This window comes from Anabaena sp. FACHB-1237, assembly GCF_014696225.1.
In the GTDB taxonomy this organism is placed as follows: Bacteria; Cyanobacteriota; Cyanobacteriia; order Cyanobacteriales; family Nostocaceae; genus FACHB-1237.
Window position 1 is genome coordinate 55,840 of record NZ_JACJPV010000006.1, and the last position, 17,456, is coordinate 73,295.

Sequence of the window (17,456 nt, forward strand, 5' to 3'; positions counted from 1 at the left end):
GTGCTAAACCCCTACTGGTTATTTCTGTTGTTGCCATTTTTTAATGGCATCTTGAGCATCATCATAGGCAATGGTAACATCTGGAACTAACGCAGCAGTAGCGATCGCTGACGCAAAATCTTTCTGTATTGCCCGCGCTTTAGCTAGTTCTAAAATAGCTTCACTCCATCCATTGATGGAAATTTGAGCATTTTCAAACCCTGGTTGTCCTTTGGGTATCTTTTTGGCCAGTGCAATGGCACGATTATAACTAGATGCTTGTCCTGGTATAATTAATTTTTTGGCTGCGTCTAAAAGTGTTTTGTTGCTAATAAATTGCTTCTCTGCTGTCTTCCACTTTTCTATGGCAGTCTGTACCTGATTATATAAAGATTGTTCCTGTGTAATTACTTCAACAGCCGAAATTGCACCTTGATAATCTTCTTTTCGCGCTTTCTCTTCAGCTAACTCCAAAATTATTTGACTCCATACCTGAATATTTTCTTGAGCTTGTTCATACAAAGGTTGTTCCGGTTGTACCTTTTTAGCTGTGATAATGGCCACAGTTAGATCACTAACTTGAGTAGCACGTAGAGACATTTTCTCCAGTTCTAAAATAGCTTTTTCGCGGTTATTCCCACCACTAGTAGTATTTTCAGCATTTGGAGTAGCTTGTAATTGAATGTTAGCAGTATGAGAGGGAGTAGTGGAAAAAATACGGAATAATCTAGGATTACGTAAAACAAAAGTTGCTAAAATCGCTACTATAGTCATACTACCACCACCCCAAATCATAAATTGTTGCCAGATGGGGAGATTCTTTGTTGAGGTAGAAATGTTAGTTTCCGTGACTTTAGGGATATATCGCTTATTGGTAGTTGCTTCTGGAGAATTTACTAAGGTTTTATCATTCCCATTTTTGTTTAGTTCTTCAATTGGTAAGTTATGAGCAGGAGTAATGGTAGGATTAATAATAGTTTCCAAAACTGCCACTGGTTGAGGTGCAGCAGTAACAGCTGTGGCAAAACTTTCTTCAGGAAATATTACCGCTTGGGAGTCTGTATCTACCGAAATTACTGGTAAAATAGCAGGTTGGGGACTAGGAACAAATGTAACTGGATGTTGTAAAGGTCGCCAATGATGTTGACAGAGTTTAGGAGTAAGATCAGTGAGATAATGGGCTAACTCTGAAAAATTATAACCCTGATCACAGTGTAAACCTTCTAATAAAGCGGCTGTAAAAAACCCGTGGCCTAATTCTGTGCTTTCGTGGGAAAATTCCTCTGGTTGACAGGAAATAATAGCACTTTGCTGTAATTCTTCGGCAATAGCAATAATTTCTGCTCCCACCGGTGCATCTGCTTGAGTACCAAAAGCTCGGTTAATATCAAAAATAAATAGGGATTTGATACCACTCAGGTGTATACTGTGCATCAGCGATCGCAATTCAATCCCCGTTTCTACAATTTGCTCTGGGTTGCCATCCACTGGCATTAAATAATCTTTATTTTGATAATTTACACCATAACCGCTAAAAAATAACCAGAGATAGTCCTGTGGTTGGCAACAGGCAACCAATTTTTCCATCCACTGTACAATGTTCTCCTTAGTAGGAAAAGTGGATTCATCTTGTATTGGTACAGAAGTATTAGTCATTAATAGGCAGTTTTGGGGAGGAAAACCCGCAACATTGACTAAATACTCTTTAATAGCTTCTGCATCGGCTTCAGTACAACTCAAAGGCTGGAATAATTGATATTGATTAATACCGATGGCGATCGCCCAATAGTTTACCATCGTTGTATAGTCTTGTTTGTTATGAGTGGAAAATATAGCAGATAATCTATAAATGAGTGCTACAACCTTTATTTTATCTAACTTTTTTTGGTTTTCACTGTTAAGTCAACCTAGTTAGTTAGTACCATGCTGTTGATCGGTTGTCTACTTGGCAATATCAGGACTTACGCAACTGGCACATTGGTAGGCTGTGGTTCGACAAGCTCACCAACCACATCAGACAGTATAAATCATGTAAATAACCAAATTGTTGATATCTAACTTACCCTACAACAGATTTTTTAGTGTGACACTTGCATAATTTCTAAGTATATCAGATTCCAGATCAGACAACAATAGTACAGGTTTATTAATTTTGCTGACCTGTGATCGGATATTTATGAAGTTTTTTGTATGAGAGTTACAAATTGAATCAATTATGTTATAATGGCTTGGTGATTATTATTGCCGATGTAGCACAGTGGTAGTGCAGCTGATTCGTAATCAGCAGGTCGTGGGTTCAAATCCCATCATCGGCTTGTATAATAAAAATTTGTTGTGGGATGTTTACCTTTTTGTCGCCAGGTTTCAATTTCTGGATGTTTACCCATTTGCATGAGTAATTCGTTAATTAATGGTCTGTTTTTCTCTGCCATCGTTAATTCTAATAAAAGCATTCAGCGTTATACAGCAGGAATGACTTTTAATGAATTTGCACAAAATGATATATTAATGAAAGCAATTCTGTATGATTTTGTCGTAATTGGTGAAGCAGTAATGAATATTCCCAGTGATATTAAATCTTGTTATCCGCAAGTTCCCTGGAGAGTAATAGGAGATATGAGAAATGCAATTGCCCATGAATATTTTCAGGTAAACTTAAAAATCATTTGGAATACAATTCAAAATAATCTTCCTGAATTAATAATTGAACTTGAACAATTACTACAAAATGAAACAAGAGAATAAGCTGATGTTGCCAGGAAGTTATTATAATTCTATTCTATTATTAACCAGCATTAGCCAGGGAATAAATTCCCTGTCTAAAACCGACTAAATTTTTTATGGCTAAATTTTGTATGAAATTATAAACCATAAAAATCTTCATTTAATATTTGTTCCACAGAAAATGGACAAGTTAAAGGATATTCACTTTCATCAGGAATACGCACACCAAAAGCAGCAAATTTACCTTCTTTAATAGCTAATTTACAAGCTGGAGAATATGCTTTATCAATTAATTCAGCAAGAGAACTTTTTAAAGATGGAGTATCTTCTAAACTATTCAAAATTCGTTGACGATGTTCAATAACCGAGTTATACCAACTCATTTTCATAGTATCGGGAGCATCAAATTGAACTTTTAACTTTAATAAATGAGCTAATAAAATCATCAGATTACTTTTTAAAGCATTTTTTTCTGATTTTCCCAAGTTTGTTAATTCCTCAATCAAATTTTCTACATCCAGTGATTGAAATTCACCATTTTTCAAGTTCTCAATTGTCGCATCAATCCAAACCTGAAAATCATTTTCGTAAAGATGTTTAATTATCATAATATGTTACAGGTTACAGGTGATTAAGACAAAGGTAATTTAGCTTGTCATTACCTTGCTACATTTATTTTACTACAAACGAGAGTAAAAAGCGGTCTTCCAGATCCCGGACTTCTTTAAGAAGTCCGGGATCTTATTGCCATTATCACGTAAAAACACTTATAATATAAACATGATAATCATCTTTGTTTAACAGAATCTGTTGATTTTACTTGCCCAGTACAGGGAGATTTGTAGTTCATAATCGTTAATTTTAATTAACTATAGCAATGCTATTGTTGAAATCCCCAACTTCTTCAAAAAGTCGGGGATCTTTCTGTGAACTTTCCTAATAAACGCTTAAATTATTTGCCTTGATTGTTGAGGACTCTTCTATATTAACATTATTGGTAGTTTCTACCGCTTCTAATTGCTGCAAATCAGGACGAATGGCAATAATAATACTTTTTATTACTACAGCACAGGGAACTGCCACCACTACACCTAAAAGCCCGCCTATTCTAGCCCCAGTCAGAACAGAAATTAAAATCCATACCGGGTTTAAACCTGTAAAACTGCCTAAAATACGCGGTGCAATGATATTTTCCAGAATTTGCTGTACTATCACAGCCGCACCTAAAACTCTAGCACCCATCCAAACATCCTGTAAAGACACTAACAACGTAGTTAAAGCAATGCCCACAGAACCGCCAAAAGGAATAAGTGCCATAAGACCGATACTTAACCCAAATAATAGACCATAGGGTACTTTTAACCATAAAAATGCAGGTATTAAAGCCGAGGCCATACAGGTGGATAAAATTAATTGTGTAATAAAGAAATTTTGAAAACTTAAACGTACCGTCTTAGAGAAAGCTAATCGAAACCTAGCAGGTAGCCAATCTACTAAACTTTGCCAAAGTTCTTCTCCATGCTGTAATAAGTAGAAAGTTAACACCATAGTTAGTAGAAAATCTAATAAACTAGTAAATGTAACTACAGCAAGATTTAAGACTTGTCCAGCAATAGCTTGTAACTGTCCTTTAACGCGATCATTAATTTGTGTAGCTAAGGCATCAAGATTTATGGGTAAACCCAGATTTTCTGCTCTACTATTGAGTATCATCAGTTGAGAACGTCCCGAATCAATTAACTCCGGTAATCTCGCCACTAACTGTTGTGCCTGAGTCAAAGCTAAAGGTAATAGAGTAATAGCCAGAGCTAATAAAATAGATAAAGCGATTAAGAATACTAAAATAGCTACCTGTTCCCGTTTAGCACCTTGTTTTTCCATCCAACTTACCGGGTAGTTGAGTAGAAAAGCCAGTACAGAAGCCCCAACTAAAATAACTATCAGAGAATGGAAATAGTCAAAGATAGCAGATATAGCCCAAGCATTGAGAACTAATAGGGGAGCCAACAGAGCGATCGCCCCAGTTTGTGCTATAGGTGTAAGAGTCTGCCACCAATCAAATAGCTTGCGTGTCTGCATTTTTAGCTAATTGCACTATCAATAAACTTGTAATCCTTATTTTAACGTTGTTTGTCTTTTTATCAGTAGCAATATTTTTTATTTGCAGTGTGGAGTTTGGAGTGTGAGGAGGAAATTGTTAATTGGTGACTCCTCCATATCCTGACTCTTTGAACTCCTTCCATTTTACCAACTTATGATCTACAATTAGTGATTGTCAGTTTTTTTTCCCACATTAGCAAAAACTAGTAAAACAATGAACGCGCAAGAAATAATCCGTTCTATAGAAGCGGAACATTTAAAGACCAATTTACCCACCATCTACGTTGGTGATACCGTTAAAGTAGGCGTGAAAATCAAAGAAGGCAACAAATACCGCGTCCAACCCTACGAAGGTGTAGTCATCTCCAAACGTAACGGAGGCATCAACGAAACAATTACAGTTCGTCGCGTTTTTCAAGGTGTAGGCGTAGAGCGAGTCTTCTTACTACACTCCCCCCGCATCGAAACTATTCAAGTATTAAGACGTGGTAAAGTTAGACGTGCTAAACTGTATTATTTACGCGATCGCGTTGGTAAAGCCACCAGAATTAAACAAAGATTCGACCGCGCTCTATAAATCATCAAAGTCAAATAACAGCAAAACCCAGATGGTAAGCGGCTTTAGCCGCTAACTTGACAAAATCAAAAAAATAGTTTACAATCAAGAAACAATTGTGATAAACTAAAGAAAGTTCACCACAATCATTGTTACCAAAAAAACAAGAACAGCCTGTGCGCTCTTAGTTCAGTTGGTAGAACGCAGGTCTCCAAAACCTGATGTCGGGGGTTCAAGTCCTCCAGGGCGCGCTCAAAAGCCAAAAAAAATATACCCCGAAGCAAAAACGCCACTGACAAAACAGCAGCGTTGATTATTTCGGGTATAATTATTTTTTAACTAAGAGCAATTTAAAGTGCAGCTTTCTTGTAGCCAACTAAATCAAATTAAAGCTGTAAACTAATCAGAAAAATCACAAAGTAAGGCAAAGTTAAAAAGCGGGAGGATCACCACTATGGTAAAAAAAAGCGAGGCAGAAATGCCAGAAACAGCCACTGGGTTTAGTTTAAACAACTTCATTCAAGGTTCAAAAGAAGAACTAGAAAAAGTAGTGTGGCCTAGTCGGCAACAGTTGGTAAGCGAATCAGCCGCAGTATTGCTAATGGTAACACTTTCCGCCTCTTTGATCTACTTAGTTGATGCACTCTTTGGTTGGGCAGCAAGACAGGTGTTCTGATGAATTCTGCAACAGATGAACCACGCAATATAGAATCATCCACAGAAGCACCACTAGGTACACCCCTAAAAGAAGCGCGGTGGTATGCAGTGCAAGTAGCATCTGGATGTGAAAAGCGCGTGAAGACGAACTTAGAACAACGTATTCAAAGTTTTGATGTAGCTGATAAAATCATCCAAGTGGAAATTCCCCACACCCCCGCAGTGAAAATCCGCAAAGATGGTACTCGTCAACATACAGAAGAAAAAGTATTCCCTGGTTATGTGTTAGTTCGGATGATTATGAGTGATGACACCTGGCAAGTAGTCAGAAATACCACCCACGTCATTAACTTTGTCGGTGCAGAGCAAAAACGTGGTACAGCAAGAGGTCGTGGTCACGTCAAACCACTACCCCTAAGTCATTCAGAAGTAGAACGAATATTTAAACAAACCCTGGAACAAGAACCAGTAGTCAAAATAGATATGGCTACAGGTGATAAGATATTAGTGCTTTCTGGTCCATTCAAAGATTTTGAAGGCGAGGTGATCGAAGTGTCCCCAGAAAGGAGTAAACTAAAAGCTCTACTCTCAATCTTTGGACGAGATACACCAGTAGAATTGGAATTTAATCAGGTACAAAAACAGAGCTAAATCAAAATGGCGAAGAAAGTAGTAGCGGTCATTAAACTGGCGCTGAATGCTGGAAAAGCCAACCCAGCACCACCAGTTGGTCCAGCACTGGGTCAACATGGTGTGAACATCATGATGTTCTGCAAAGAGTATAACGCCAAAACAGCCGACCAAGCTGGTATGGTCATTCCGGTGGAAATATCCGTATATGAAGACCGGAGTTTTACCTTTGTACTGAAAACACCTCCAGCATCAGTATTAATTCGCAAAGCAGCGAAAATAGAACGCGGTTCGGAACAACCCAATAAGAAAAAAGTGGGTAGTATTACCAGAACCCAATTGCGAGAAATAGCCCAAACTAAACTTCCAGACCTCAACGCTAACGACGTTGACGCAGCAATGAAAATTGTGGAAGGAACAGCAAAAAACATGGGTGTAACCATCACAGATTAGTAACAGTTGACAGGTAACAGTAAAAAAGTTACAAGTAACAGATTAATCTCAGAAAATCTAAAATTTAAAATTGTATCGGGGGAGAAGTACTACTTCGAGATCACCCCAGGAGTAACCAATGGCCAAAAAAGTGTCACGTCGTTTGCGGGCGTTACTAGAAAAAGTAGAAGATAGAGCTTACTCGCCTTTAGAGGCTTTAAACCTGCTCAAAGAAACAGCCACAGCTAAATTTCCTGAAGCAGCGGAAGCACATATTCGGTTAGGTATTGATCCCAAATATACAGACCAACAACTACGAACAACAGTGGTATTGCCCAAAGGAACCGGGCAGACTGTGCGCGTAGCAGTAATTGCTAGAGGTGAAAAAGTTACAGAAGCCTCTAACGCAGGTGCAGATATAGTAGGTTCAGAAGAACTCATTGACCAAATTCAAAAAGGCATGATGGACTTCGACAAGCTCATTGCTACCCCTGATGTCATGCCCCAAGTAGCAAAATTGGGTAAATTGTTGGGTCCTAGAGGTTTAATGCCATCACCAAAAGGTGGTACAGTAACATTTGATATTGCCGCAGCGATCGCTGAATTTAAAGCTGGTAAACTAGAATATCGTGCTGATCGCACAGGCATAGTTCATGTTATGTTTGGTAAAGCAGCCTTCACTCCTGAAGATTTATTGATTAATCTCAAAGCGTTACAAGAGTCTATTGACCGTAACCGTCCTTCAGGTGCTAAAGGCCGTTATTGGCGAACAGTATATGTATCCGCCACAATGGGTCCTTCAATTGCTGTAGATGTTAGCGCGTTGCGTGATTTGAAAGTAAGTGAAGTTGCGTAGGTCTGAGGTAATTATTCAGATCATCTACCCATCACGAAAAATTAAATAAACAGCCAATAAACAGCCGGAGACAGCAGGGACTATCTAGTTTAAACATCCTGCCGAGGTAGTAATTTTAATTGCTAATTTATCTCAGTTATTTTTAACATTGTGATAATTACTCTGTAAAAAATTACTTATCTCCCACCCCGGTCCATAAGACTGGGGTTAATTGTTGATGGTCAATGGTAACGTGAGAGGTGGTTTTTGCCCCTGGAGGTGAAAGGAAAATGGGTAGAACGTTAGAAAACAAACAAGAAATAGTAGCTGAACTCAAGGAAACTTTGAGTCACTCTAGTTTAGCAGTAGTCATTGATTATCAGGGGCTAACTGTAGCGGAAATCACAGACCTACGTAGGCAATTACGTCCTAGTGGTGCTGTGTGTAAGGTGACAAAAAACACCTTAATGGGCATTGCCATCAAAGATGATGAAAAATGGCAACCAATGTCAGAATTGCTTAGTGGCTCTTCGGCATTTGTGTTAGTACCAGAAGACTTTTCATCGGCAATTAAAGCCTACCAAGCATTCCAAAAAGCCTCCAAGAAAACAGAAATTCGTGGTGGCGTAATGGAAGGCCGTCTCCTCAAAGAAGCTGATATTAAGGCTTTAGGAGACTTACCATCCAAAGAACAACTCATGGCGCAAATTGCAGGAGCTATCAACGCTTTGGCCACCAAAGTCGCTGTTGGTATCAAAGAAGTTCCCAGTTCTTTGGCGCGTGGTATTCAAGCCGTCGCTGATGGTGAAACAGGTAAAACCGAATCTGCTGAATAGGTTATATTTACCTCTTCTTCAATGATTCCTTATCAAAGAACAAGTTCGTAAAAACAAATCAACATTATTAGGAGTTATATCCATGTCTGCTGCAACCGATAGCATTTTAGAACAGTTAAAATCCTTGACCTTATTAGAAGCATCTGAACTAGTTAAGCAAATTGAAGAGGCTTTTGGTGTTAGCGCTGCTGCTCCTGCTGGTGGTATGATGATGATGGCCGCTCCCGGCGCCGGTGCTGCACCTGAAGCTGTCGAAGAAAAGACCGAATTTGATGTTATTCTGGATTCTGTACCTGCTGATAAGAAAATTGCAGTTCTCAAAATTGTTCGTGAAATCACTGGTTTAGGCTTAAAAGAAGCTAAAGACCTCGTAGAAGCTGCTCCTAAACCTATCAAGGAAGGTATGGCTAAGGAAGCTGCTGAGGATGCTAAGAAACGTATTGAAGAAGCTGGTGGTAAGGTAGTTATCAAGTAATTGATAGTTTTTGGTTATTATCTATCTATCAAATACTAATCATATTAATTTTAGGAGTCTATCAAGACTCCTTTTTTTGATATAGCATTTACGGCATTGCTGATTAAGGGTATGATCAAAGTTTCACGCAGAGACACTTCAGGTACACAAGAGTAAGATTTTCATTTTTGTAACTTTTCCATTTCATACTCTAATTCGTCAAGACCGCATTTACTAAGCTAGTAACTTACAGACTTTTTTAGTTTTAAGGAACAGGGAACTTGTTTCTAAGTATTCAGCCTTCATCTATCAATACACCGCACTTCCCACATAAAATTTATAAAAATTTAACTATTTGTGCAAACAATTTGATAAATTAGTACATAGTTCGCAACAATTATTAGGGAAAAATTACGTTGAGTTACCAACCAGAGGCCATCGCCCCCCACGGCGGAGAGTTAATAAACCGTATCGCTTCCTCAGCCCAAAGAGAACTATTTATCTCCAAAGCTGACTTCTTACCACGAGTGACACTTGACGAACGTGCTGTTTCTGACTTGGAAATGATCGCTATTGGCGGTTTTAGTCCCCTCAAAGGCTTTATGAACCAAGCCGACTATCACCGAGTAGTTGCAGAAATGCGTTTAGCTAACGGTATTGTTTGGTCAATTCCTATTACACTATCTGTGACAGAAGAAGTAGCTGCACCATTGGAAATAGGCAGCCTAGTACGTCTCGATAACCCTAACGGGGAATATATCGGTGTATTAGAACTTACTGAAAAATATCACTACAACAAACAACTAGAAGCAATTCAAGTTTACCGCACAGATGATAGCAAACATCCCGGCGTACAAGTGGTTTATAACCAAGGTTCTGTTAACCTCGCAGGCGATATCTGGTTGTTACAACGTGATCAACATCCGTATTTTCCCACATATCAAATAGATCCCTCAGCATCTCGGCAAATGTTCCGAGAAAAAGGCTGGAAAACTATCGTTGGTTTCCAAACCCGTAACCCCATCCACCGCGCTCATGAATACATTCAAAAATGCGCTTTAGAAACTGTAGATGGGTTGTTTTTACATCCTTTAGTGGGCGCTACCAAAGAAGATGATATCGCCGCCGATGTACGGATGCGCTGCTATGAAATATTACTAGAACACTATTATCCCGCAGATAGAGTAATTTTGGCTATTAACCCTGCCGCTATGCGTTATGCAGGACCAAGGGAAGCTATTTTTCATGCGTTAGTACGTAAAAATTACGGTTGTACACATTTTATAGTTGGTAGAGATCATGCTGGTGTAGGTGACTATTACGGCACTTATGACGCACAATATATATTTGATGAATTTGAACCCGAAGAACTAGGTATAGTACCCATGAAGTTTGAACACGCTTTCTATTGTAAGCGCACAAACCAAATGGCTACCACTAAAACCAGCCCCAGTAAACCTGAAGAACGGGTACATCTATCTGGTACAAAGGTAAGAGAAATGTTGCGACGCGGAGAACTACCACCACCAGAATTTTCTCGTCCAGAAGTAGCAGCAGAATTAATCCGCGCTATGCGTACTCCCGTGTTAGTATAATTAACAATTGACAATTACAATTTTTTTAGGGGCAGGTTCATGAAGTAATTGTAACTAATTTGTAACTCAATTATCAATAAATTGAATCAACAAATTATTTACAAAACCTCTCCCTATCCATTCACTAAATTTGCAACTACTTTACTACGGCTAAATAATTATGAAACCCTAACCTCCTAATGAAACGACGTAAATTTTTACAACAAATTAGTTTTTTAGTCACAGCTTTAGGACTGTCTCAAGCTGAATTTTTTACGTTAGGAAATCTTTATTCCCAAGCATTAGCTCAGTCTACTTCACGTAAATTAGCATTATTAATAGGTATTAATCAATATCCCCAAAGTCCTATTTTAAATGGTTGTGTTAATGATGTAGAATTACAAAAAGAACTATTAATTAATCGTTTTGGTTTTTTATCATCCAATATTTTAACCTTAACAGATGAACAGGCTAGTAAAAAGTTTATTGCATCAGCTTTTTTTGATCATCTCACTAAACAAGTTAAACCAGAAGATATTGTAATTTTCCACTTTAGTGGCTATGGTACTAAAATTAATTTGGGTTTAGATACATTACAAAATGCTATCATCCCCTATGATGAGAAAAATCTCCAAGATCAAGAAACTCTTAATTACTTATTATTAGAACACATATTATTCCCATTGCGATCGCTCACTAGTCAAAATGTCACAGCTATCTTAGATACAAGTTATGATTATCCCACAGAATTAAAACCATCAACTTTAAAAATTCGCACTCGTCCCCTTATCCCCAACGCTAAGTTATCATCAACAGAAATAGACTTCTTTAATAGTCCTAATAGTCCTAAAAATACTATATCACCTATTAATCATCCTCTCATTGTTCATCCTACATCCTCTATCACTCAACCAGCAGCAGAATTAGTATTTTCTAACTGGAGTGCAGGTTTATTTACCTACGCACTCACTCAATATCTATGGGAAATTACCCCACTACAAACTGTACAAACTTTTTTCTCCCATGTTACAACTTCCATGTACAAACTAGGAGCAAAACAACAACCTACTTTAGATATTGAACATCAAAATATTGATAATAACTTAATTCATAATTATTTTCCTTTACAAAATTTACCCAGCGCAGGCATAGTCAAAAATATCGAAGATGATGGTAAAACTATCACATTATGGTTGGGAGGTTTACCACCTCAAATCTTACCTTATTATAATGTCAATTCTCGATTAACTTTGGATACAGGAACAGAATTAATTATCCGCACTCGTAACGGTTTAATAGCTAAAACTCAACTGCCAAACAAGGAAACTTCTAAATTACCAGAAAAAGGACAAACAGTAACAGAAACTATCCGCATCTTACCCCGAAATATTCATTTAACCCTTGCCTTAGATACTAATTTGGAACGAATTGAAAAAGTAGATGCTACCAGCGCCTTGGCAAGTATTAACAAAACTGCTAATATTTTAACCACAGAAGAAATACCAGATTATCTATTTGCTAAATTACCACAAATACCTACTCGCTATGGTATATTTTCCTTGGCAGGAGAATTAATTACTAATACTGCTGGAGACAGTGGAGAAGCAATAAAATTAGCTATCCAACGCTTAACTCCTACATTTTCTACTCTTCTAGCTGCAAAATTATGGCAACTTACCGAAAATACTAGTAGTTCACAAATACCTATAAGAGTAACTTTATCCATCATTAATGATATCGTTCCTCGTGTTGTTTTTCAACAAGAAACTATTATCAACGCTATCCATAATTTTCTCAATAATTCTCAAACTCAGAAAAAAAATCATAGGAAATTCAGTTATTTGGGCATCAATATTCCTACAGTAAATGCAGGAAGTATACTACAATATGGTATTGAAAATTTTAGCGATCGCCCCCTTTATCTGCTACTATTCGGCATACATAATAATCATCCCATCGCTTTTTATCCCTGGCAAATTCCTGATCCTATTACCAACAAACCTCAACTTATGGAAGTTATCATTCCTCCCCAAGAAACTTTGAAAATACCTCATAATGACACTATCACAGGTTGGTCAGTTCCCACAAGACCAACATTTTGTCAACATCAAATTATCCTCAGCACCACTCCTTTTACACAAACATTAAAAAAATTAGCTATCGCTAAATATTCTACCACAGATCAACAACCTCTTAGTCCTTTATCTAACCCTTTAGAAGTCGCTCAAGCATTACTTCAAGACTTACATCAAGATAATTTTAATATATCTGTTCCAGATTCCTATATTCTTAATACTAATAATTGGGCCAGTTTTAATTTTACTTTTCAAGTGATTTAATTTAGCTTTCATCTATTAGCTTTCTTTCACAAATTCACTTAAAAGAGCTTAAAATGAGCGACGCGAAAAATTTAACTCCTTGACAAAAGAGGAAAAAGCTGATAAAGTGGATACTGATGAGGAAGAACTATCTTATTGCACACAACGCTTCTTGATTAAGCACTATATCATACTAAACTAGTATAAGAATTGCTATCAATAAATAAGATCGCTATACGGTAACATCATTTGTCACTGACTCCAAAACAACCAAGTTTGAATATTCCTGATAGCTGGTATAATTACCGGATCAAGGTTAAACTTCCTGATTAATAGTGATATGACTTCTAAGAGATGTCAGAAGTCTTACGTGGTGCAATAGGAGTAAATCACAATGTTTAATAGTAAGCAAACTCCAGTTTTTGCTGACACTCAACAAAGTAACACCTATGCTTGGTTTTCCCAACGTGCTTGGGTAGAAATTGACTTAGGAGCATTATCTCATAATATAAAACAGTTAATTAAATTAATATCACCCCATAGTCAATTAATGGCGGTTGTTAAAGCAGATGCCTATGGTCATGGTGCAGTAATGGTATCTAAAACTGCTATTAATGCTGGTGCTAATGTGTTAGGTGTAGCTACTGTTCCAGAAGGGATTCAACTAAGAGAAGAAGGCATTAAAGCACCTATTTTGATCTTAGGAGCTACCCACACCCACGAACAAGTTCAGGCGATCGCTCACTGGCAATTACAACCTACCCTTTGCAGTCCTAAACAAGCCCTAGAATTTTCTAATACCTTGGAAAACATTCCATATCATGGTTGTTTACCTGTACATATCAAATTAGACACGGGAATGTCCAGATTAGGCACAGATTGGCGACAAGCTGCGGAATTTGTCCAGTTAGTACAAGGACTCCCTCATTTACAGATTAATAGCGTTTATTCTCATCTAGCTACCGCCGATAGTCCTGATCCTACCACTATGAATGAACAACAAAGACGATTTGATCAAGCAATTACTCAAATTAAAGCTAAAGGTATCCACATTCCCACATTACATCTAGCTAACTCAGCCGCAACTCTTACCAATAGAAATTTACACTATGACATGGTTAGAGTAGGTTTAGCCATGTATGGACTTTATCCAGCAACCCATTTAGAAAAGAATTTATACAACCAAGTTAAATTACAACCAGTTTTACAACTCAAAGCCAGAATTACTCAAGTCAAAACCATCACTGCTGGCACCGGAGTCAGTTATGGTCATCATTTTATCGCCCCCACAGATATGCGTATTGCTGTTGTAGGTATTGGTTATGCCGATGGTGTGCCTCGTAGTCTTTCTCACAAAATGCAAGTATTAATTCGTGGTCAACTTGTATCCCAAATTGGCGCTATTACTATGGATCAACTAATGCTAGATGTGACTTATATTGAGGATCTTCAAGAAGGAGAAGTAGTAACATTACTAGGATATGAAGGTAATAAATATATCTCCGCAGATGATTGGGCTACCCAATTAAATACCATCTCTTGGGAAATTCTCTGTGGGTTTAAACATCGTTTACCCCGTGTAGCTGTAATGTAATTAGGGCTTGCCTAATAAACATGAAAATATTACAGGTAAAGGATTTTAGGCAATTTGAAATGGAAAAAGTGCAAGATTTTATGGCATGGGAACTGGAAAACCTTGCACTTTGTTGGTTTTTACCTCGTTTCAAAATGCAAAAAACTCCTTGATATCCTTGAACTTCTTAATCTTCACGAAAGGACTTTTTGGTGCAATCCCTAATTATAAGCATTACATTCTGATTATTTGCATCAAAAAAAAGCCCAGGCTCAAACAATTTTCCCTCTTGACATAGGCGGAAAAACCTGTTAGACTAATCTTGATGAGGAAGAACTATCTTTATAGTACAAGCGAGTCTTGTTAAAACTGCTGCATTATTAGACGAATAGGTAAAAGCACTAAATTGATCTCCTGTGTCCACAAAATTTAGTCTGATTACCTATTGTCATCTCCAATTTTTTGTGCTATATTAATAAATGACTGCGGATGTGGCGGAATTGGCAGACGCGCTAGATTTAGGTTCTAGTTCCGAGAGGAGTGAAGGTTCAAGTCCTTTCATCCGCATTTAGTATAAATCTTGACAGAATAGCAGAACTGCTGGAAGTTAATCTTCAACAAAGCAGAAGATTCCCCATTGCTGAACTCAGGTATAAAATTGAGGGCATTGCTGATTAAAGGTATGATGAAAGTCTCGCCCAGAGGCACTCCAGGTACACAAGAGTAAGATTTTCATTTCATACTCTTAGGTATTAATCGTCGGTAAAACACAAGAACCATGATATTGTAAAATAGAAGTTGTATTTATATCACAAAAATTTACTTATATATGCCTCCTCGTTGGCCACGTGAACCAGATCGTCAAGATCCAGAATTTCGCAAACTAGATGATAGAATGAACTTTGCTGTTCATGTAGCGATCGCCGCCACCGTTACTTCTGGGTTATGGTTTTTCCACATTTTAAAATCCACATCCTGGCAATGGTTAACACCATTTAGTTTAGGTTGGTTAGCTGTAATATTACTGCATTTAATTTATATTAGTGCGATCGCTAATTATTCTCCATCATCAAATTCATAAGCTGTCAGATAAAATAGTAGGGTGTGTTATAACGCACCTTACAAAACTTTAAATGTTACTAAACACTACTTGTGAATTGTCTTTTACACAATTGTAAACAAAGAAAGAACAGACAAAGAATGTAGACATTTTAGACAAAGCTATTTATCATCATTATCAATGTAAAATACAAATGAGAAAATTAATGTATGGAGGTAAAAGCAGTTTAGCGATTAAAACAATTCCAAAAAATGGTGACAAACAGAAAAACAGAAAATCCCGATAAATCACCAAACTATCATGAAATCGTTGATAAACATCATATTGTTCATCTTAAAGCCGCCTAAGTTGCACCGTTGGTAGCATCGGCTGACATACTTCATTATGAAGCAAATATCCGAGGTGGATGAGACTTATCTAAGAGGATGTTTAAAAGTATAGAGCGAATATAATTCGCTACTGTACAGCCAAAGTCCACACTTCGACAGGCTCAGTGACTACCTGCGTGGACTAAGAAAAAACAAGGATTTTTAACCTGCGTAGACAGGCTTTGCCCCTGTAGACGCGATTTCCAATCGCCGATTTTTGTGTTAATTTAGACTTGCCAAACATCCTCTAAAACTTCTACTCATCTTCTTACCTTATTGTTAGAAATTCAAAAACAATTAAAAAACAATTAGTTTAGTTTCAAAAAAATTAGATATTTTCCAACAAAGAAAATACTTATTATAGCTAGTTAAAATCATCAATCACAGGAACTAAACTACCAATTACCAATTACCCATTATCAATTACCACCTAAATATTACTTTTGATAGTTGCCAATTTTCCGGTAATTAAGCCATAATGTAGAAAACTCGATCTACAATTATCAACTATCAATTACCAATTATCAATTAATCATCACCAATGGCAAAAACTAATACCACAGAAATACTAGAATCCCTAGCATCAGAAATAGGCGAAAATATCTATATGGATATTGCCAAATGGCATCTTTATTTATCTAATGCTAAATTAGATCATGTTCTAGCTGAAAAATTATATCCATTACTAACATCAAAGTCAGTCAATGAGCAAAAAGTTATCGAAATATTACAAACAACTTCCATTAAAATTGGAGGTGGAAGAAAAGAACTGCCATTATTAGATTTATTACCTTTACAGTGTCAAGTGACATTAATAGATATTCTGGAAAAATATCAACGAGAAATATAACAATTACCAATAACCAATTAAAACTAGGAGAATTGGAAATATGTTTTTACAAATCAAAAATACCCGTGATCTAGTGAGAATAGTTGATTTTCAAGAATTACTTGATCCTAACAGTAAAATTGTACATGGTCAAGAACAACAAGGAGAAGAAGAACAAGAAACAGATACCTATACTAAAGATGAATTAGTATTTCCATCAGGAGAAACCTTACCACGCTGTTGGTTAGATGCTAGTTATCGTTTACAACCTGTTTAATTCATACTTTAGTTTGATCCTAAAATTATACTATTGCAACAAGCAAGATCCTTGCATCCATTATTTACATTAGACATTTGGTGAAAATTATCCTAGGGACAATTCATGAATTGTCCCTACAAGCGTTTGGTGGTTATAAGCTAATGTGCAGCACTCACTGTATAATTAAAAAACCTGAAGTTACAGTAGCACAAGCATCTTGCTTGTATTAATTATTCAAGTTAAAGGCACAACAGCTTATACATTTAACTCTC

18 protein-coding genes, 3 tRNA genes and 1 other annotated feature are annotated in these 17,456 nt (G+C 37.0%); of the genes, 17 read left to right on the forward strand and 4 right to left on the reverse strand.

The genetic code is table 11. The features are described from left to right. Positions 1-18: 18 nt before the first annotated feature. The gene (locus H6F32_RS04585) at positions 19-1,776 is read right to left on the reverse strand and encodes a caspase family protein (protein WP_190368162.1); all 1,758 of its coding nucleotides are present in this window, start codon (positions 1,774-1,776) and stop codon (positions 19-21) included. Between the two features lie 446 nt (positions 1,777-2,222). Here H6F32_RS04585 and H6F32_RS04590 point away from each other — a divergent pair. Then, a tRNA-Thr gene (locus tag H6F32_RS04590) sits at positions 2,223-2,294 on the forward strand. Here the strand turns inward: H6F32_RS04590 and H6F32_RS20875 are convergent. After that, positions 2,286-2,411: a hypothetical protein gene (locus tag H6F32_RS20875; RefSeq protein WP_277875041.1), complete on the reverse strand. Its 126-nt coding sequence runs from the start codon at positions 2,409-2,411 to the stop codon at positions 2,286-2,288. The genes H6F32_RS04590 and H6F32_RS20875 overlap by 9 nt on opposite strands. Between H6F32_RS20875 and H6F32_RS04595 the strand changes: the two genes are divergently transcribed. Beyond that, positions 2,371-2,724, forward strand: a complete 354-nt coding sequence (locus H6F32_RS04595; protein ID WP_190368163.1) for a HepT-like ribonuclease domain-containing protein — start codon at positions 2,371-2,373, stop codon at positions 2,722-2,724. The two genes, H6F32_RS20875 and H6F32_RS04595, sit on opposite strands and share 41 nt — an antisense overlap. Positions 2,725-2,840: 116 nt before the next feature. Here H6F32_RS04595 and H6F32_RS04600 read toward each other — a convergent pair whose 3' ends face one another. Both H6F32_RS04600 and H6F32_RS04605 read right to left on the reverse strand, forming a co-directional pair. Further along, on the reverse strand, positions 2,841-3,311 hold the full coding sequence (locus H6F32_RS04600) for a DUF29 domain-containing protein (protein WP_199294478.1): 471 nt from the start codon (positions 3,309-3,311) through the stop codon (positions 2,841-2,843). 328 nt (positions 3,312-3,639) lie between these two features. Further along, positions 3,640-4,782, reverse strand: a complete 1,143-nt coding sequence (locus H6F32_RS04605) for an AI-2E family transporter (protein WP_190368164.1) — start codon at positions 4,780-4,782, stop codon at positions 3,640-3,642. Between the two features lie 235 nt (positions 4,783-5,017). On the opposite strand from H6F32_RS04605, the gene rplS reads away from it, so the two are divergent. The 15 genes from rplS to H6F32_RS04680 all read left to right on the forward strand — a co-directional run bounded on the left by rplS (position 5,018) and on the right by H6F32_RS04680 (position 17,202). Further along, positions 5,018-5,380 carry a 50S ribosomal protein L19 gene (gene rplS, locus H6F32_RS04610; protein WP_190368165.1) on the forward strand — a complete coding sequence of 121 codons (363 nt, stop codon included), beginning with the start codon at positions 5,018-5,020 and terminating at the stop codon, positions 5,378-5,380. A gap of 157 nt (positions 5,381-5,537) precedes the next feature. Then, a tRNA-Trp gene (locus H6F32_RS04615) sits at positions 5,538-5,610 on the forward strand. 203 nt (positions 5,611-5,813) lie between these two features. After that, positions 5,814-6,035, forward strand: coding sequence for a preprotein translocase subunit SecE (secE, locus tag H6F32_RS04620; RefSeq protein ID WP_190368166.1), 222 nt, complete (start codon positions 5,814-5,816; stop codon positions 6,033-6,035). Beyond that, complete coding sequence (nusG, locus tag H6F32_RS04625; protein ID WP_190368167.1) at positions 6,035-6,667, forward strand: transcription termination/antitermination protein NusG; 633 nt, start codon at positions 6,035-6,037, stop codon at positions 6,665-6,667. The genes secE and nusG overlap by 1 nt, the downstream gene beginning before the upstream one ends. Positions 6,668-6,673: 6 nt before the next feature. Beyond that, positions 6,674-7,099, forward strand: coding sequence for a 50S ribosomal protein L11 (gene rplK, locus H6F32_RS04630; RefSeq protein ID WP_190368168.1), 426 nt, complete (start codon positions 6,674-6,676; stop codon positions 7,097-7,099). A 118-nt stretch (positions 7,100-7,217) separates the two neighbouring features. Beyond that, positions 7,218-7,934 (forward strand): 50S ribosomal protein L1, encoded by a 717-nt coding sequence (gene rplA, locus H6F32_RS04635; protein ID WP_190368169.1) that lies wholly within the window; start codon positions 7,218-7,220, stop codon positions 7,932-7,934. A gap of 46 nt (positions 7,935-7,980) precedes the next feature. Then, positions 7,981-8,156: a sequence feature (ribosomal protein L10 leader region), on the forward strand. A gap of 47 nt (positions 8,157-8,203) precedes the next feature. Further along, positions 8,204-8,749, forward strand: a complete 546-nt coding sequence (gene rplJ / locus H6F32_RS04640; RefSeq protein WP_190368170.1) for a 50S ribosomal protein L10 — start codon at positions 8,204-8,206, stop codon at positions 8,747-8,749. Between the two features lie 82 nt (positions 8,750-8,831). After that, on the forward strand, positions 8,832-9,224 hold the full coding sequence (rplL, locus tag H6F32_RS04645) for a 50S ribosomal protein L7/L12 (protein WP_190368171.1): 393 nt from the start codon (positions 8,832-8,834) through the stop codon (positions 9,222-9,224). Positions 9,225-9,619: 395 nt separating this feature from the next. Further along, positions 9,620-10,798: a sulfate adenylyltransferase gene (sat, locus tag H6F32_RS04650; protein ID WP_190368172.1), complete on the forward strand. Its 1,179-nt coding sequence runs from the start codon at positions 9,620-9,622 to the stop codon at positions 10,796-10,798. Positions 10,799-10,977: 179 nt separating this feature from the next. After that, positions 10,978-13,116 carry a caspase family protein gene (locus H6F32_RS04655; RefSeq protein ID WP_190368173.1) on the forward strand — a complete coding sequence of 713 codons (2,139 nt, stop codon included), beginning with the start codon at positions 10,978-10,980 and terminating at the stop codon, positions 13,114-13,116. 373 nt (positions 13,117-13,489) lie between these two features. Then, complete coding sequence (gene alr, locus H6F32_RS04660) at positions 13,490-14,689, forward strand: alanine racemase (RefSeq protein ID WP_190368174.1); 1,200 nt, start codon at positions 13,490-13,492, stop codon at positions 14,687-14,689. A 464-nt stretch (positions 14,690-15,153) separates the two neighbouring features. Then, a tRNA-Leu gene (locus tag H6F32_RS04665) sits at positions 15,154-15,235 on the forward strand. Between the two features lie 262 nt (positions 15,236-15,497). Next, positions 15,498-15,749, forward strand: a complete 252-nt coding sequence (locus tag H6F32_RS04670; RefSeq protein WP_190368175.1) for a hypothetical protein — start codon at positions 15,498-15,500, stop codon at positions 15,747-15,749. A gap of 888 nt (positions 15,750-16,637) precedes the next feature. Then, positions 16,638-16,946, forward strand: a complete 309-nt coding sequence (locus H6F32_RS04675; RefSeq protein ID WP_190368176.1) for a DUF3181 family protein — start codon at positions 16,638-16,640, stop codon at positions 16,944-16,946. Between the two features lie 40 nt (positions 16,947-16,986). Continuing rightward, entirely contained in the window at positions 16,987-17,202 is a 216-nt protein-coding gene (locus tag H6F32_RS04680; RefSeq protein WP_190368177.1) for an acetyltransferase, read from the forward strand. The last annotated feature ends 254 nt before the right edge of the window (positions 17,203-17,456 follow it).

What these genes read in the sequence shown, in the direction of transcription:
- H6F32_RS04585 (WP_190368162.1), bottom strand. Translation starts at nt 1,776, where the DNA reads ATGGTAAACTATTGGGCGATCGCCATCGGTATTAATCAATATCAATTA.
- H6F32_RS04595 (WP_190368163.1), top strand. Translation starts at nt 2,371, where the DNA reads ATGAGTAATTCGTTAATTAATGGTCTGTTTTTCTCTGCCATCGTTAAT.
- H6F32_RS20875 (WP_277875041.1), bottom strand. Translation starts at nt 2,411, where the DNA reads ATGGCAGAGAAAAACAGACCATTAATTAACGAATTACTCATGCAAATG.
- H6F32_RS04600 (WP_199294478.1), bottom strand. Translation starts at nt 3,311, where the DNA reads ATGATAATTAAACATCTTTACGAAAATGATTTTCAGGTTTGGATTGAT.
- H6F32_RS04605 (WP_190368164.1), bottom strand. Translation starts at nt 4,782, where the DNA reads ATGCAGACACGCAAGCTATTTGATTGGTGGCAGACTCTTACACCTATA.
- rplS (WP_190368165.1), top strand. Translation starts at nt 5,018, where the DNA reads ATGAACGCGCAAGAAATAATCCGTTCTATAGAAGCGGAACATTTAAAG.
- secE (WP_190368166.1), top strand. Translation starts at nt 5,814, where the DNA reads ATGGTAAAAAAAAGCGAGGCAGAAATGCCAGAAACAGCCACTGGGTTT.
- nusG (WP_190368167.1), top strand. Translation starts at nt 6,035, where the DNA reads ATGAATTCTGCAACAGATGAACCACGCAATATAGAATCATCCACAGAA.
- rplK (WP_190368168.1), top strand. Translation starts at nt 6,674, where the DNA reads ATGGCGAAGAAAGTAGTAGCGGTCATTAAACTGGCGCTGAATGCTGGA.
- rplA (WP_190368169.1), top strand. Translation starts at nt 7,218, where the DNA reads ATGGCCAAAAAAGTGTCACGTCGTTTGCGGGCGTTACTAGAAAAAGTA.
- rplJ (WP_190368170.1), top strand. Translation starts at nt 8,204, where the DNA reads ATGGGTAGAACGTTAGAAAACAAACAAGAAATAGTAGCTGAACTCAAG.
- rplL (WP_190368171.1), top strand. Translation starts at nt 8,832, where the DNA reads ATGTCTGCTGCAACCGATAGCATTTTAGAACAGTTAAAATCCTTGACC.
- H6F32_RS04655 (WP_190368173.1), top strand. Translation starts at nt 10,978, where the DNA reads ATGAAACGACGTAAATTTTTACAACAAATTAGTTTTTTAGTCACAGCT.
- alr (WP_190368174.1), top strand. Translation starts at nt 13,490, where the DNA reads ATGTTTAATAGTAAGCAAACTCCAGTTTTTGCTGACACTCAACAAAGT.
- H6F32_RS04670 (WP_190368175.1), top strand. Translation starts at nt 15,498, where the DNA reads ATGCCTCCTCGTTGGCCACGTGAACCAGATCGTCAAGATCCAGAATTT.
- H6F32_RS04675 (WP_190368176.1), top strand. Translation starts at nt 16,638, where the DNA reads ATGGCAAAAACTAATACCACAGAAATACTAGAATCCCTAGCATCAGAA.
- H6F32_RS04680 (WP_190368177.1), top strand. Translation starts at nt 16,987, where the DNA reads ATGTTTTTACAAATCAAAAATACCCGTGATCTAGTGAGAATAGTTGAT.